Source organism: Mycoplasma sp. Ms02 (assembly GCF_019720735.1).
In the GTDB taxonomy this organism is placed as follows: Bacteria; Bacillota_I; Bacilli_A; order Mycoplasmatales; family Metamycoplasmataceae; genus Mycoplasmopsis.
Map to the genome: position 1 here is coordinate 787,695 of NZ_CP081302.1, position 18,559 is coordinate 806,253.

The following is an 18,559-nucleotide window of genomic DNA, read 5'->3' on the forward strand; positions in this document are numbered from 1 at the left end:
TCTTAACTGATGAGTTTTTATAGAATTTAGCTAAAAAGGTTTACACAGCAAGAAAAATACTTCTATTTTTCTTGCTCAAAAATGTAAAGTAAAAACTTTTATCAATTTTATATAAGCTTTTTAGTTTGTTGTTTGCATTAATCAAGTAGAAAACATTTCATCCAATAATATAAATAAATAATAAAAACAATGAGAGCCACCCCTTACTGTTGGCTCTCAATTAATAACAAGAAAGGATTTATTCAGTCGGTAGATTTAGCTTCAGCACAAAAAAGGGGTGGCAATTTTGAATTAACAGCAAACGTTGTATTGAAATCAAAAAATGGCAACAGCGAAGTCAACGATATAACCCTTTTAATGCCTGTGCAAAGATAAAAAATGTTTGGTAATTAAACCAAAAAACACCTCAGAGATCTGAGGTGTTTTATATTAAATTTAAATTTTTATTTCAAATATCCACGTTTAAGCGATTCTCAAAGAACTTGTGTTTTAGTTTTGTTAGAGAATCTGTCTCTAGGATATTCATCTTTGTAGTATACGTAAGCTAAAAGCTGGTCAGACGAGTAATTTGAATCATAAGTATTATTTGATCTTGATCCAAATGGGTAATCTGTGTTGAAGTAAGCAGACGATCAACCCTTGTATACAGCGAATTTATCTAAATAAGACTGACTCTTGTATCAAAGATTATTCATTATCGTTGAGTTAGCGTATTTATTAAATGCATCTTCATTTCCATAGTTTACTAGACCCTCTATTGTAGTTGTACGAAGTAGGTTTGTGTTTCAATAAGTAACAACAGGAATGTTTGCATCTCTTAGTATTCAAAGAACAATTGCGTTGATTCTGTGAATTGCTCTAAATTCAGGTAAATCATTTTTACTTGCAACTTGTGTATTATTAACTGCTTTTTCAAGAAGTTGTTGATACATAGGGCCTAATATAGCAGCTAAAAATGTTCTAAATTTACTTGCTACGTTGAAAATATCACCAAAGTTAAATTCGACACCAAGAGACTCGCTTCCTTCTTGAGTTGAAGTTGTTGCTCCTTGAGATCCATTTGATGAATTGCTAAAATCAGGTACTTTTAATACAGAAGCTAAAGCAGAGTAGATTCCAGTTCTATTTTCTTGATTTGATTTATCAAACAGCATGTTGATAAATCTTACTCACTCTCTATTGCCCACTTGGTCAGTGATTTTTGTAATTAATGAAGCACGATCTAGTAATTTTGAAACAGAAATCTTAGTACCTGCTTCATTTGTTATCACGCTTAGTGCTCCTTTTGTAACTGCCTTCAGAAGATCTGCACTATATTTGGCAGGATCTCCGTTGTAACTTATCGCCTTGATGTTATCGTAAATGTTATTAACCATTTCATCAATTTCTTGTGACTTGCCGACTACAACTATGACGTCTTTGATCACATTAACAAGAAATCTTCTTTCTTCGGCATTAATTGGACTAAAGCTGCTTGATAGTTTATCAACAACAATTTCAGCCAGTCCGTAAATGACAGTGTAATCCGATGATGACAAACTTTCTTTAATTCATTTCTTAAATTGGTTTTTAATTTGTGCTTGGTTTGGGCTGTTAAGGAATTTTTGTAACAATCCGAATCAACTATTTAAAGCACCGTACTCGTTGTTTTTGTCAACAACTTCCGAAACTAATGTTTTTCCAAGCCCTAAGAAGTTTTGGTTTCTGACTAGTTTAACGATAGCTTGGTTTACTTTTTCACCATTAAAATCAGGGTTTGATGAAATTAATGCTGACACATTTAATGAGTTAACAACTTTTTCAAGTTTTCCATCTACGTTTACAAACGAATCAAGGATTGTGTTGAAAATGTATTTTGCTGCGTTCTTGTTTTGGCTGAAGACAGGATCTGTAATTAATTTTGCAAAGACTTGATAGTTTGTGAAATCAAGTTTGAGTACTAAATCACTTAATAATGAAGATAATAATTCTTCGATAGTTGAATATTCATTAATTCTGTCGAGAATGCCTAAGGCATTATCAATTAATCCCATTCTTTCCAGAATTGGATAGATGTTTGAAATAATATTATTAATTAATTTAGTTACATCTGATCTGCTTAAGTCAATCTGTGTAAACTCTAAGAACTCTCTTACAAGTTTATTAAGAACTGATCTTAAATTAGAATCTTCAAGCGTTGCCCTTAAGATGGCTTTTAGATCAGTTTTTAATTCTGATCTTGCTGTCGAGTCTTTAACAAAGATTTTCAGAACATCTAGAAGATCATTTGCTCGATTGATTTCATTTTTACTTGACTGGAACTTTTTAACCATATCAGTAAGAATTTTTGAAACCTTATCATGTTTTATAAAAGTGTATACGAAGTTTTTAACTTCGGTTTCTGTTGCATACTGATTCACTTTTTCTTTTAAGTCCTGTGGTATAGCTTTATATAAAGCATCCTTGATTGTTCCATTTTCATTAAAGTGATTAATAGCGTTCTTAATTAACTGATTGAAATCTGAAATAGATTGCTCATTAGCTAGTAGATCTTTATTTGCTAGATCTTTTGTAAGAACTAGAGCATTTTCTTTTCAATTTTGACTAAATGCATTAAATACTTCGGTCAACGTTTGACTCAGTATATTAGACATGTTTAAATCTGTTCCGTTTTGAGATAGTTCTTGAGTAAGAACAAAAACAAATTTGTCAATACCTTGGAAATTGTTGTTAACCATTGGAAGCAATTTGAGAATGTTTCTTAATAACATCTGCTTGTTATTTACGCTTCTTAATGCTCAAGAAGTAGACTCGCTTTCTTCAATATATGAAATCCCAATTCTTGAAATAGCATCTAGAACGTCATTATTTGAAGTTACCTCTTCAAGAAGTCTTATTAAATCATTCTTAATAGAATTAATTAATTGCTCTTGAGAGAATACTTTTTTGATTAACTCAGACAGATTTTGCGACGACCCATAGACTTGATTGTTATCAATTACGTTATGAATTGCAGTCTTGATGACATTTTTGAAGTTGTTGTTTTGAATAATTGTTTTAGCAATTAAGTTCAGATCTGATCTTTGATTATTTTTTCCAGTAAACGATGAAAGATCAATTGATTCTAAAATTTTATTAATTATTGAATCTTGTACCAATCCACTTATAGCACTATCAAACAGCTCTTTTCATTGATCTCTTGTATTTGAAATGATGTCAGAATTCAAGATTGTTTTTCAGAATTCAAAAGTATTTAAGTTAAGCAGCTTTAGAACTTCTGTTTTAACTCTGTTTAAGTAATCAGAAAAACTTTCTGAGTTTGCAGGTTCTCTGAAAATAATTGCTATAGCTTGATCATATACACCTAAATCTTTAAGCAATTGTTCAACATTTTGAGCTGCATTTCTAAATAGTCTAGAATCGTTTGATGTTGAAATATCAATATTATTTTCATTTGCTAATTTTGAAGCAAAAGCGCTAACGATATCAGCAAAGTTATTGTTCGAAAGGACTCTGTTTAATAATGATTTAACTGCATTTTGTGAATTTTGAACTTCACTTAATGACATTATATGTTTAAATAAACCAAATTCATCAGCTAGTTTATCAGGTCAGTTTGAGTTTTGTAGGAACTGATAAATGACTGGTTGTAAACGAGATTTAAGTAATCTGTCATTTGCTGACTGGTTAATTAAGTCTTCAACTTTATTTTGTGGAACAATGTTATCGATTGCATCAGCAACTATTGAGCTTGCAAATGATCCAACCTTGTTGTTTTCTAGCATGTCAGACAATAATTGTGCCATTATTTTTGAAATAACAGATATGTTATCTCTTCAAATTGGTACATTAACAATTCTCTTGATAAATCCGATTTTGTCATTTGAGAATTTTTCTGAAATGATGTTTGAAATTACATTAGGTATTTCAGCTAAAACATGAGCTGCATTTGTTGATTCTTTAGCTTCTTTTAATTTGTCAATAATACGATCTGCGATCGGATCAAATAATTCGGTTGCATCTATTACTGATTTAATGCTTCTTGAAAGATCTTGTGAGAATCTGTCGACTTCAGAGGTCATTTGTACACCATTATTTTGGAATGTATTTTTAAGAATTTTGTAAATAATATCTTGAGCTTGAGAGTTGCTTGTCAAGTCGTCTAATAAACCTTTAATGCTTAGTTTTAGATCATCTAAGTTTAGTAGACCTAGCATTTTTACAACCATATCTTGAAGATTTGTTGCTGTTTTAAGAGTATCAACGTTGTCAATAATCTTTGTTAAGCTGACATTGAAGATGTTGTTAAAATGTGGGTTTTTGAAAATGTATTGAACTAATTCAACTAAATCCTCGTCCGAAACAAACGTATTAACTGTTTCTTTAAGCGCTTCAGGAAGAATACCAATGAACTTTTTAACTTGTTCAGTATCGTTGCTTAGAATTCTGAAAACGTTTTCGATTATTTTTTTAATATCGCCTTTGTTTCTTGAAACAAAGTTAGAGTTTAGGATCGATTTAACAAGATCAAAGATCTTTTGCTCTCTATCATTTCCATCAATGGAGTCATTAATACTTGTAATTAATGAAGAAACTAGTGATGAAATATCAAGATTGTAACCGTTTTGAGCTACATTGTTTAATAATGAGTTTGCAAGCAGTTTGCTAATTGATAAATGCTGATCGAAAACATCATAAAGGTTCACAAGATCCGAAATTAATTGATCTTTATTTTCTAAGTTTTCGAAAAACTTAGCAAACTCTGAATTGTTAAGTTCATGTTTTGCTACTTTTGTAATTAATTCTTTCAATCCTGATTGTTGAATTATTTCGTTTGCAAGTTGCGTTAAATCATTTACAAATTGTGAATCATCTTTTGCTTGTTTTGCAAGGCGTTTTAAGACATCGTTGTAAGTGTTTAAATCATCAACATTTTCAAGTGATTTAAGACCTTTGTCTAATAATGAAATTGCCACATTCTTAAATAAATCAGATTTAAGAATGTTTTTAACAGGAGATAGTAATTCCTGTTTTGTAATACTGTATTTTTCTAAACTTTCAAAGAATGATAAGTCATCTAAGAAGCTAAGTTCTGAATTTTGAATGTATTTTTCAAAAAGCTTTCTAAGAACATTTTTGATTTCTTGTGCATGTTTGGAAGTGAATCCATTTTTGAAAAGAGGTTTAATTAAGTTAAATTCAGATACAGGAATGTTAGTTGTTAAACTAGAAACAAATTCATTGAAGAACTCTGATAAGTTTGTTGATTTTTGAAGTATTTTATCTGTTTTATTAATAAAATCATCAAATCATGGATACTCGTCTATTGTGTTAGAAAGTCCTTTAACTAAGTCGTCTAATAATGAGCTTGATAAACTGATGTCTGAACCAACATTATCCGAAAGCACCTTGTTTGTAGCTTTATGCAGCGTTTTTGATAATTTGTCGGTTGATAAAATTGATTTTAAAACACTTCTGAAAAGTGAAGGGTTGTTTGAAATTTTTAAACCTTTTAATAGTTCAAAAACTAATTGATCTATGTTTTCGATTCTTGTTAGATCAGTGCTAATTATTAAGTTGTTTAACGAAATCTTAATCAACCTATTGAAGTTATTGTTTTTTAGTAAGTCTTTCACAAATTCTTTAGCTTCATTTTGATCGAAGTATTGAAGTGCACTTTGATTGTTTGCTACTGAATCAATTATTTTGTTTATTAACCCAAGTGATTCTTCTTTATTAATTAAATAATCATAAGCAGCTTGTAAAAGTTCTGAGATTTTTGCTTTATTATCTGCAAAAACAGCATTTGTAGCTATAAATCTGATAAATTCAACTGGATTATTTAAACCTTCAGACATTACTTTTGAAACCATATTTAGAATATTGTTTCCTAAATCTAGCGATGAGTTTTCCAGGTATTTATCAACTTCTACAACTAATCCATCAACAATGTTTTCAAAAATATTATTAAATGAAAGTATTTCTAAAAGGTTAGATGAAACGTCTTGTGCTAATCTTTGAAGCGCTAAATCTTCAGGTGTTCTTAATTCTTGTGTTGCAAATTTAACAATCAATGACTTGAAGATATTTTGTAGTTCTAGCGATGACAAGGAATCTCTTAAAATTGATTTTAGCTCTGCTTTATAGTTACTTAAGTTAAAATCACTTAATAAAATACGTATTAAATCGACATATGTTTGAGCTTCAGTAAAGTCTTTGTTTTGAGCAAATGCTGAATCTAAAATTGTGAAAATCAAGCTTTTAAACTTATCATTTCTTAAAATAAACTTAACTAAGTCTTTAACTTCTTGAACTTCAGAAAGTTCTTTTACACCTTGTGGAAGAATATCATAAACTGAATTGACGATCGAAGAAAGGCTCTCTGCTTCTCCTTCGAGTTTTTCATATACATTCTTAACAATTTGACTATAGTCAGAAGCGCTATCTCTTCATGAAGAGCTTGATAGTATTGTTTTAAGTACTTCCACATTTTTTTGTTCATTGTTTAAAATTTGTTCAAATCTTGAAGCAATTCTAGAGACTAGCGAACTTAAAGTTAGTGATGTTCCTTTTTCTGAAAGTTCTTCAATTACAGATTGGAGAACTTTTGATGTAATCTGATATTCTGTATTTATTTTTGCAAAGTGATTTAGAAGCGATTTAACAACAGCGTTTCTGTTTGATGTATTTTTAAATATTCAGCTATATTCTGAAGAATCAATCTTTTCTATAACGACTTTTGCTACTTCTTCTTTAAAGTTATCATCTTCTAGAATTTCGGAAACAAAACCTGAAAACGCTTGCTGTAATTCATTTTTGACATCAAAATCAGTAAATAAGAATTTAACTAATTCATCATAGCTTTGAGTGTGTTTTGCTTGAGCTAATTTTTGTATAAATTGCGTAACTAGCTGTTTTATAACGGTTTTTAGATTTTGTGAACTGCTTAATACGTTAAGAAAGTTTTGAGTATTAATTTGTGAATTTTCTTGTATTCCAATTACAGCATTTATTAAGGTTTCAAGTATTTTAGAATACTGATCTTGATTATTGATTACTGTTTCGACAATTTCAATAACGAGTGGTCCATTTTCTGAAATAATTTCAGAGTTTAGCACTTTTTTAACTACATTATAGTCATTTAAGTCAAATAACTTAACTAAAACAGAAGGTAAGTCTGCGATAAACTGATCAACATTTTTCGATTGATACAATACTTCTTCAAGTTTTTGGTTGAAGTTATCGATAAAAGCTTGGTCTTTCAAGAATGAATCAATCAGTCTGGTTAAGCTACTGATTACAGGTTCAACTTGATTTAACTGTTTTCTCACACCAATTTTTTCAAGACCTAGTTTTAATCCTTTTGAAAGAGTTACTGGCATACTTAAGACGTTATTCTTAAGTGCTGAAACAATCATTGGACCAATTTTTGTGTGCAGTCCTTTTTTAGCTTGTTCACTGAATAAAAGCTTATTGATAATTTCTTTTGGATTATCTAAATTATTAATGATTTCAGCGTTATGGATTACAGTTGGTATTAATTCAACAATTAGCTCTTGTAATTCGTCTGAAGATAAAAGATCTAGAATTAGGTTCTCGACTTCTTGCTGATCAACAAAGTTTTCTGCTTCATTTAGCTTCATAACTTCTTGACTTAATTTTTCTGATAAATCTCTTCAAACTATTTTGTTTCTTAATTCTTTATAAACTCCAACAGCAATTTTTGATATGGCTTCTTTGTTTGATGTGTAAGTATCTAATTCGATGATTGCCTTTAATAAAGCTAGTGGATCGCTTAGTAATGTTTCGGATACTGCGTTTAGAACATTGCTTAATGCCGTATCTTTGAATTCTTGTGTAGGTTTTTTAGCTGCTTCATCTAATTTTTGAATTACATTATCAAATAAATGTTCGTTAAATTTAATGATTTCTAGCAGTTTTGGAAGATCTTTAGCCACAGATAGTCCAAATGCCAATCTTTCTTCTTGAGTTAAATCGTATTTATCTTGAAGAAGGTTAGAAATAAGGTTTTGGATACCTGTTTTAGCCGAATCTGCATTAGCAACAAAATTAACAATTTGCTTAATTTCTTCTTTTGAGCCTACATAATCAACATTTTTAAGTACTGTTCACAATAAGTCTTGTAGAGTTTCGACATCATTTAGCCTACTTGTTGTATCTATGAGGTTATGTAAAGTTCTTTCGAATAAGTTTCAAAGAGCTTCTTGGTTTAATAGCTCTTGAATAAACTCTGTAGCCTTATGTTCTGTTCCAAAAAGATTACCTAGACTTTCGATCTTAGCAATTAACTCAACTAAACCATTTAACTCGTTGGTTGCTGTGCTATAGTGATTTTTAACATTTTTCACAATTTGTTTTAGATCGGTTTTAATACTTGTAAACTCTGGATCTGAAACGAAGTTTTTGAGTGCAGTAATAAGTACATTTTCAGCATTTTCGCTGAATGTATTTCCCAATGATTGAGTAAGTAGACCGATGAAATCTCAAGATCCGATATTAATTCCGTTATCTTTAAGACCTGTTACAACAACTTTAGCAATAACTTCATTTAGTTTTAGTTCGCTAAATAATGTGTCTAATGAATTTAATACACTTTTAATAAATTGTTTTTTATCGTTTACATTCTCAAATAGTCAAGATGTGCTTTGATCAGTTGCTGATTTTAAGAAAGAAGAAATTAACTCTCTAAAATCTGGATTAGTTCAAAGTAGTTTTAGTGCTTCGGAAATTTCTTTTTCTAATTTCTGAGCTAATTCGACATTTCCTTCAAATAACTTTTTGAAAGCCTCTGATAGTGATTCAACAGATTTATATTTATCCGTATTTAATGTTAAATCGTCAATGACGAAGTTTACAATGTTGAAAATTTCTGTTTTATCTAAAGCTTCTGAAACAACATTTTTCAGATTTTCTTTATTTATTGACTCAAACTGAGGTTGATCGTAATCTATACCATCTAGTAGTGAAAGAATCTTTTCTTTTGTTAAATATTTATTAACAATGTTTTTCAGTAGTTGATTATTACTTTCTTTTTTACTTTCTCAAAGGGGTGAATGAATTAATTCTAAAAATACTTTGTCTAAAATTGAAGTAATGTTTAAGTTTGCAACATTTTTAAGATTTTCTAAAAAATCAGCAAAAGTATTTGATTTTCTTGCATCACCGAACGCCTTATCTAGAAGTTTTTTAACAATATCATCTGATAAAAGTGCTTGTTTTAAAGTCGAGAATAAAACTGCTGCATATGCATCAAAGTCCTCGATTCGAGAATCTAATTCATTTTGTTTTAGTAATTCTACAAATCAGTTTGAAAGTGATTCACCAAAGTTAGGCTCATCTCTTAATTCCTTGATGATTACAGGCGCAATTTTTTCTAATTTATCAAGTAAATCCTTACTTTTTATAAGATCAAAAAGTGCTTCTTTAAGATCAGGTAATAATGTTGTTCATCTTTTGTTTTCGATTGCTGAATCTGTGATTTGCTCAACTAAGTCTAAAACTTCAGATTTTTGCAGGATGTTTTTAACTAATTCTCCAACATATGATAATGACTGATCACTTGTTGCGTTGTTAATTAAGTTTTTAATTGTGTCATTTTGGTTAAAATGAATCACTGAAGCTTTAACAATCGCTTTAATTGCTTCCTTGTTATTGCTTAATGATGGAAGTGTAAGTGCTTTTGCAATTAAACTTTGAGAGTTGTTAGCTCCAAAATCAAGAAGTGTGTTTTGAATGTTTGAAAGAATTTGAGCTAACAAATCACCAACTGTTTGCTCTTCTTGAGCATTTTTAATTCCTTCAAAAATTGCACTAACAGTCGTATCAATAAGATTGTTTTCTTTTAAGAATGAAACTACATCAGTTTTTAATTGGTTTTTTAACTTAATAAACCTTGGTTCGGATGGATTTAAAGAAACATTTCTTAAATAGGCATCAAAAAGACTGTCTAGACCATCTTTAGATAAGAAGTAATTAATGAAATCCTTTAAGAATTGACTTAAGTAATTCTTGTTGTCACCGTTGGCTAAAAGTTTGGCTAGCTTAATTCCTAATTTTTCAAAATCGTCTAGAGGAAGGTCGTTAACATTATTTAATACGTCGCTAAACACACCTTTAAGCAGACCTTTTAATGAACTTTGTTTTGAAGATCATTCTAAAATTGCATCTGTCATGCCTGGTTTTAGGAAGTTGTCGATTGCACTTTTGGTTTGGTTAGGCACTACTTGTTGCAAAATCATTCCAACAAAGTTTTGTGGGCTTTCAACAACGTTATTGAATAGTTGCTGAATTACATTTTTATTATTAGAAATGACATTTCTTTCTTTTGTAATTTCTAAAATACCAACAATAAAGTTTTTGTTTAATAATGTAGAAGTTGCATTTGTTGTGATTTCGTTAACTGTCGCTTGAAACGCTTCTTGAATGCCTTTTCCTGATTGTAGCTGATTTCTAAGTGTATCTGTAAATACTTTAGTTAACGACTTCGCAAAGTTATTAAATAACGATGTATTTAAAATATTGGAAGTTAAATCGTTATATAAAGCTTTTAATTCTGTTTTGCTGATTTGTGAATCAAGCCTGTTTTGAACTAGTAGTTCATAAAGTTTTTCAAATAATCAATCACTAATTTTTTTATTGCTTAAAATCGAGGTTAACAGTTTACCGACAATATTTGATGCTTGATTTAAAGTATTATTTTTAATAATAATCGAAACGAATGCTTCTTCAAGTGTTTTTGCACTGTCAATTTCAACTCTTGCATCGAAGAAGTCGTCTAAAACGGCTTGAATTACGTTCGATAAATCTTGTTTTGAAAAGGCATTTGCAATCAAGTTAGCGATATCGTTCCCGTCAATTTGATTTGTATATTCAGAAATATCTAAGTTAGTTCTGACCAACGAAACTAGGGAATCGTATAGAGTGTCTCCAAGATTTCCTTCTACGATAGTTCCTAAGATGCTCTTAATTTGATTTCTGTTTCTTCTTAGTTCATCACTGTTTGAAAGTGATTTTAATAAACCAAGTATTGTGTCTGGGTTTGTTACTGCTTCAATGGCTGCATCTTTAACGACTGTAAATTCATTTTCTTGATTGTTGTTGTTCTCAAGTTTGGTTTGAATATTATCAATTACTTTTTGGATTAATCCTGAGTTAACGAATCAATCAACTACTGCTCTTGCGTTTGCAAAGTCATTTTGTGCTAGAAAGTTTGCGAAAGCTCCTGTAGGATCGATTTCTTGAATTTTAGGAGATTGTACTAGAAGTTTTAGGGCATCGATTGCTAAATCTCCAAATCTCTGTGCCATTGTTCCAATTCTTTTTCCAAAGTTTTTAGGATCTCTAACACTTTCTAGTTGTTTTTCAGTATTTGTTGTTTTATTAATAAAACTTCATGAATCACTACCAATTTGCTCTTCTACAAATTGTGGTAAATCTTCGACTTCGATTTGGTATCTGGCTGTATCGAAGTCTTTTTTTAGGTAAGCTTTGTCAAAACCAAAATTACCTAAACCTTTCACCTGGTTTAAATCTAAATTTGGATTCGTGATTTTTAGAACAACATACATCGCCATTTTTTTGTAACCTAATGTGTTTGGATGAATATCTGTGAAAATTGTTGTTAATGTATCTGCGTTTTCTGATCAAAACTTATTGTTGAAAACGTTTACAAAGTTCAGACCATTTCTATCAGCGTTAACTTTTATCATGTTGTTAAGTTCTGAAATTAAGTATTCGCTAATGCTAAAATCAATGCCTGGGAGAAGTGATTGTAAAAGCCCATCAATTGTGTTTTTAAATCTTAAAAGCACTACAGGGTAGCTAACAAATGTAATATTTGCATTTGGTGCTGACTGTTTTAGCCTTGCTGTTAAGTTAGCAATTCTTTTTGATGCTTCAAGGAAAGAATAGTCTAAGATTTTTTTAACTTTTACAATAATTGATCCATATTTAGGATCATCAGAAGTCATATCTGCTACAGCACCGAAAATTCCTACTCTTTGCAATCCAGATATCAATGATTGAAGGATATCGTTTGCTCCAAGCGTTACTGTAACAAAGTTAGCTTTTGCTAAATCCTGTTTTAGTGAAGTTTTGGCTTGTTCAAGAATTCTGTCTTCAAATAAGTTATCAAAATCCTCTAAGCTAGAGTCTTCAGATAAAACTTTTGATCATTGAATTGCTGTTGATCCAGAAGTTGCGTAGTTGCTGTAAGACTCAACGCGATTATTTGTGTCCAAGATTCTAGCGATGAAAGAAGGGAAACTAACACCTGTAATTTCTCCATTAACTTTTGAACCAGGATAGTCGTTATCCAAAGTTCCGTCAAATCCAGCAGAAATAGAATCTCCGATAGCAACATAGTTTATCTTTTGATCTTTTGAAATGAAGTGATCAGACTTTTGTCTTGTTTCAGGAATTTCAAAATTTTTGTTATTGATAAACTCTTGGTCTTTTTCAGATCAAACTGAAGAATTGTTTTTATCTAGAAATGCACTTGTGAACTCCCCTAAGTCGTTAGAATCGACTTTGTTTAATTTCACAGATTCTGTATTCTTCTTGATATCCTTCGATACTCCAGGAACTGAACAAGATGCAGTTAAGTAACTAGCAGTTAGCAAGAGTGTAAACCCTGTAGCTATTGGTGCAATTAAGCTTTTTTTGTTCTTCATAATCGTCTCCTAAATAAGGTTTTTATTATTATAAATAATAAAAAAATTTTTTTAAGCATTCCCACAAGCACCTAAAACTTTTGGTTATCGAGAAAACATATAAATTTTATTTTTTACGTTTGAAACTGTTTTACAGTTATAAAAGTCTAAAAAATAAAATAAAAAACAGCCTTTATAAGCTGTTTATAAATTATAAAATGGTACAGTCAGTTCCACTTTTTCGATTGATAATTCAGGAAAATCTGCATTTATTTGTTGATAAATATCTTCCACAAAAACCTCTTCATCAAGGTGTGGAATTTCAAGAACATTAACTTTTGATTCTCTGTAATTTACTCAATCACTTCACTTAAAATCGCTTGAAACAATTAGTTCAATGCCATTTTGCGATAGTTCGTTAATTTGACCAATATAGCCACTACCACTTAAAATTGCAAGGTTCTTAAATTCCTTATCTAAATCGTCTTTTGAAACGTTAGTTCTAAACTCTGAGAAGCCTAAATTCCTTTGAATTAATTCTTTTAATTGATTAACTGAAACGCTTTTTTGAACAACACATGTGTAATTTGAGTCTGCTGGTTCTACATTTGTGTCTAAACCTAAAGTTTTGGCAATTTGGAAACTTGTCCCTTGAGGGTGGTTATCATAATTTGTATGCATTGAGAAAACTGTTATTCTGTGCTCAATGATTTTTTTAATTAAATCCATTTTATAAGGTGCTTTAATTGATTCGGTGACTAAGTCTCTTTCGAATAAGAAAGGATGGTGAGTCAAAATGAAGTTTGAGCCTGTTTTAATGGCTTTTTCGACTACTTCAGAAGTAACGTCAATTGCAACAATTACACCTTTAAGATTATAGTTTTGATTAGGTTTAAAGCTGTAACCTGTTGGGTCTCAAGGTTCTTTATTTGCAAAAGGATATTTAGTTCATAAATAATTTACAAATTCTTTTAATTTCATTAGTTTTTAATAAAATCCTTTAACTGCTTTCCGTTTTTTGAACTATTTTTTAATTTTCTTAAGATCTTGTTTTCGATTTGACGAATTCTTTCTTTAGAAACGCCACCACGATCTCTTGCTAGTTCCTCAAATGAGTGAACACGATATTTGTTACCTTCTTCGTCCACTCCTACTCCATAACGTTTGCAAATTAATTCTTTTTCTTCTTTATCTAAACTTGTTTCGATTAACTCTAATAATGTTGAAGAAAGTTGTTCTTGTGACGCAAAGTCGATTGGACTTGTAACGTTATCATCTTTAACAAAATCACTAAATGATGAATCATTTTCTTTACCAATTTGCTTGTCAAGCGAAATTGGATCAATGTTTATTTTTCTAATATAACGAACTTTTTCGGCTGTATACCCACCACCAAATCTTTCTGCTATTTGTTCATCTGTTGGTTCGTGCCCTAGTTCTTGTTGAAGTTCACGTTCATGTCTTGTGATTTTGTTGATTGTCTCAACCATATGCACAGGCACACGAATAGTACGAGCTTGATCTGCAACAGCTCTGGTGATTGCTTGTCTAATTCATCAAGTTGCATATGTTGAAAACTTAAATCCTTTATCAACATTGTATTTTTGTACAGCTTTTAAAATTCCTGCATTTCCTTCGGAAATTAAATCAATAAATGATAAACCTCTGTTTTTATACTTCTTAGCGTTATTTATAACAAGACGTAAATTTCTTTTAATTAATTTATCTCTTGCTCTTTTACCTCTAAAACCACCCTTGTTCATTTCTTTAGCAAGCGCATTTTCTTCTTCTGATTTCAGAAGTTCACCATATTTACCAATTCAACGCATGTATCATTTAACAATGTCATTGGTCTCTGTAAGTTTATTATTAATTGATTTTGATCTTTTTGTTAAGTCAGAATCTGCATCAAAATCATCAGAGAATGAATCTAGCTCTAGTGAGTTCAGATCGAATTCAGTATCTTCGTCTTCATCTTCAAGATCTGAAATGGAGTCATCATCAGCTTCTTCCTCATCTTCTTCATCTTCCTCTTCATCAGAATCTGAGTCATTATCTTGCTCTGAATCTTCGTCTTCATCATCAAGTTCATCAAGATCATCTAAATCTTCAAGTGAGTCTAGAGAATCAAGATCATCTAAATCTTCAAGTTCAAAATCTTCGCCGTCTTCTTCTTGTTCTGAATTAGAATCTGAATCAAGATCAGGAAGAGAACTTTTTGTTTTTTTGGTTGATTTTTTAGCTTGTTTTGTAGCCTTTTTCATATTTGTAGGAACATCAAAGTCTTCTAATGAAACATCATCTTGATCACCATCATCAGAAGTGTTTGAAATAACTCCGTCAGCATAAAGCTCCTCAAGAAGTTCGTCGGCTATTGATTCGTCTTCTATAAAAATTCCCTTTGAATCAAGATATGCGAAAACGTCTTCTTGTGAAAGATATTCTTTCTTTTTAATATCTCTAAACTTATGTAAAGCATTAACTATTTCTTGGTGTTTTTTAGCCATTATTCCTCTTTCTTCTGTTTCTTAATTCTAATTTCATTATTTGTTCTGTTGATTCTTCTTTTGAGCATAATGTTGAACTCTTGGTCGTCATAAACTACAGGATCAAGCAAAGACGAGATATCTTTGCTTGCGTAATTTAATTCAGTTTCAATTTTACCAAGTATAAAAGATAAATCAAATTTTAAATATGCTTTTTCATAAAATGAAAAGGCATCTGATTTACGATGTTCTTGAGTTTGTTTTTTTTCAGTCATTGACTGAATGTGATCGAGCGTAAAAGCGTCATCTAATTTTCTGATTTTCATGCGTTTGTTGCTTGAAATGGCGTTCGCGTAATTGACAATTGATGATTCTATTTCGCTTAAAATTTGTGTTTTTTCAGATTCAGAAATTTCTGTTTTTTCGTATTTGTAATATGTGTTCAAAATTGATTCAAGAGCTTCAATTTGCATTTCAGAATATGGTGAAAAATTACTAATTCTTCTAACTAAACTATCTATTTTGTCTTGATTTTTCTTTGCTGATAAATATTCATTATAGAAGTTAGGAGATTTAAGAAGTAAAATCAAAAATTGATTTAAGTAACTTCTTAAAAAACTAAAAGGATCAAGTCCTGGAATTGCATCGACTTTAATGCTTTTTGATTCATGAGATTTTCTTGTTTTTTCAAATGTAATTTCTTTTTTTTCAATTTCTGAATAATAAGGAACTTGATCTTGAAATTCGAAGTTAGGGCCGTAAAAATCATCATAATCACGATGGTGTGGTTTAACATTTTTAACTATAGATAAGCTTAATCCGTATTTTTTTTCAAAAACAGAAGAGAAGAAATTGATCTTTTCTTGAGAAGCAAATTTAAGATAATTTGTTATTTCTTTTTTAAATTTCAATACAAATTCAGAATTGTTCAAGTCTTTGACGATTTTGGTTTCTAAATCGTTATAGATGAAGTCGAAAACGTCTTTTTTATTATTTACAGTTTCAATTAGCGCTTGATCGCCGTGTTTAGATAAAATCTCGTCAGCGTCTTTTTCATAGGTGTTTTGAATAACCTTAACCTCAAAACCGTTTTCTAGAGCTAAAAGAGAACTTTTTTGAAAAGCATTTTGACCTGCCTCATCAGCATCAAGAAATAGAGTGATTTTAGTTGACTTAGGCAATAAGTTTAACATCCCCTTTGTTAAACTTGTACCCATTATCGCTACTGCGTTTTTTATACCTTCTCTATAAAGAGCAATAACATCCATGAAACCTTCACAAACGATAACTTCGTTCTTAAGATCTATTTCTTGCTTTGCATTATAAAAGTTATAAAGAGTCTGTGATTTTTTGAAAATTTCAGTTTCAGGAGAATTGATATATTTTGGTTTTGTGTTATCAAGAACACGACCACTGAAACCAACAATTTTTCCTGCAAAGTTTTGAATTCCAAAAGTTATTCTATTTTTTAAAATATCGTAGGAATCTTCATTAATGATACCTGTTTTCATAAGTTCTAAATCGCTTATTCCTTCTAGTTTTGCAAAGCTTTTTGTTCCTTTTTCAGGTACAAAACCTATGTTAAACTGGTTCTGAATGTCTGCGTCCAATCCACGTTTTTCAAGGTAATCTTGAGCTAGTTTATTTTGTGCAGATTGCAATGAATAAAAAGCATTGATAGAATCCATGACTTCAAATAGTCTTTTATGCTCTTCTGAAAAACTTTGCTCTTTCTTTTGATACTTATTTATAGTACTCAAATCGATATTTAAATCGTAAGTATTGTTTAGGTATATGATTGCATCTTTATATGACTTTTGCATTTTTTTCATTATGAATCCTACAACATTGCCACTTTCTCCACATGAAAAGCATTTAAAAATTCTTTTTTCTTGCGAAATACTTAAACTCGCATTTTTGTCGTTATGAAAAGGACATAGAGCTACATAATCTTTACCCTTTTTGGTTAAAGGCAAAAAGTCGCCAATAACTTTAGCGACATCTAAATTTTGAGTGATTTTTTGACTTATATCTCTTAATTCCATTTTTTACCTAAAGGTATTTTGGTAGATCTTCGATTGATATTCTTTCTTGTTCCATTGTGTCACGGTGTCTAATTGTTACACATCCATCTTCTAATGTGTCGTAATCGATTGTAACACAGTAATATGTACCAATTGAGTCTTGACGACGGTATCTTTTTCCGATTGATCCTGTTTCATCGTAAGTTACGCTAATTCCAAGATCAATTAACTTATTTAAAACTTCGCTTGCTTGTGGTTCTAGTTTCTTAACTAGTGGTAGAACAGCAACTTTGTAAGGTGCGATTTCTTTTGCGAATTTTAGAACAACTCTTGTTTCGTTTTCTAATTCTTCTTCATAATAAGCATCTGAAATCACGGCAAGCATCATTCTATCAAGTCCCATGCTTGGCTCGATTACGTAAGGAATAAATTTGTTGTTTGTTAAAGGATCTAGGTAGTAAAAGTTTTCCCCTGAAGCGTCCATGTGTGATTTTAAATCAAAATCACTTCTATTAGCTACACCAAGTAATTCTCCTCAACCAAAAGGAAACTTAAACTCAATATCGCTTGTGCCTTTTGAATAGTGTGCCAGTTCTTCAGGATCGTGAGGTCTAATCTTAATTGAATCTTCTTTTATCCCTAATTTTAAGGCGAATTCGTAACATTTTTTAATGTAATATTCAAAAATGTTATCTGAGTCTTCGGGCGAACAGAATACTTCTAATTCCATTTGCTCGAACTCTCTAGTTCTGAAAATAAAGTTACCAGGTGTTACTTCATTTCTGAAACTTTTTCCAATTTGCCCGACTCCCATTGGAAGTTTTGCACGTGTCGATCTTTGTACGTTTTTAAAGTTAACAAAAATACCTTGAGCAGTTTCGGGACGAAGATAAACTTTTGATTTTGCATCTTCAACTACACCTTGTTGCGTTTCGAACATTAAGTTGAATTTTCTAATGTCGCTTCACTCTGCTTTTGAACCGTCGTATTCTTTAAGGTTTTCTTGTAAAAAAGCTTTCATTTCTTCAAATGACATTTTTTCAGGCACTATTGTTTCGTCGATCTCTTGAATTAATTTATCTGCACGATATCTTTTTCCGTTTACTCTATTTTCGATAAGAGGATCGCTGAAGTTTGAAACGTGACCACTTGTGACTCAAACTTGTGGATTCATTAAGATTTTTGAATCGATTAAAAAGTTATTTTTTTCTTTTAAGATGAACTCTTTTTTTCATGCATTTGCAATGTTATCTTTTAAAAGAGCACCAAGAGAACCATAGTCTCATGTGTTGGCTAATCCACCGTAAATTTCGCTTCCTTGAAATACAAAACCAGCGTTTTTTAGGTGATTAACAATTTTTTGCATATTTTCTTTTGAACTCATAGTAATAATATTTTA

Annotated in this window: 5 protein-coding genes; all 5 read right to left on the reverse strand. The window is 30.6% G+C overall.

Features of this window, described 5'->3' with window-relative positions:
• Window positions 1–443: 443 nt before the first annotated feature.
• Window positions 444–12,671: a GDSL-type esterase/lipase family protein gene (locus tag K4L35_RS03115; protein ID WP_221617473.1), complete on the reverse strand. Its 12,228-nt coding sequence runs from the start codon at window positions 12,669–12,671 to the stop codon at window positions 444–446.
• Between the two features lie 183 nt (window positions 12,672–12,854).
• Window positions 12,855–13,631, reverse strand: a complete 777-nt coding sequence (locus K4L35_RS03120) for a Nif3-like dinuclear metal center hexameric protein (protein WP_221617474.1) — start codon at window positions 13,629–13,631, stop codon at window positions 12,855–12,857.
• Window positions 13,631–15,157 carry an RNA polymerase sigma factor gene (locus K4L35_RS03125; protein ID WP_221617475.1) on the reverse strand — a complete coding sequence of 509 codons (1,527 nt, stop codon included), beginning with the start codon at window positions 15,155–15,157 and terminating at the stop codon, window positions 13,631–13,633. The genes K4L35_RS03120 and K4L35_RS03125 overlap by 1 nt, the downstream gene beginning before the upstream one ends.
• Window positions 15,157–17,181, reverse strand: a complete 2,025-nt coding sequence (dnaG, locus tag K4L35_RS03130; protein ID WP_221617476.1) for a DNA primase — start codon at window positions 17,179–17,181, stop codon at window positions 15,157–15,159. Before dnaG ends, K4L35_RS03125 begins: the two co-directional genes overlap by 1 nt.
• A gap of 7 nt (window positions 17,182–17,188) precedes the next feature.
• On the reverse strand, window positions 17,189–18,544 hold the full coding sequence (locus K4L35_RS03135; RefSeq protein WP_255558980.1) for a glycine--tRNA ligase: 1,356 nt from the start codon (window positions 18,542–18,544) through the stop codon (window positions 17,189–17,191).
• Between the last annotated feature and the right edge of the window lie 15 nt (window positions 18,545–18,559).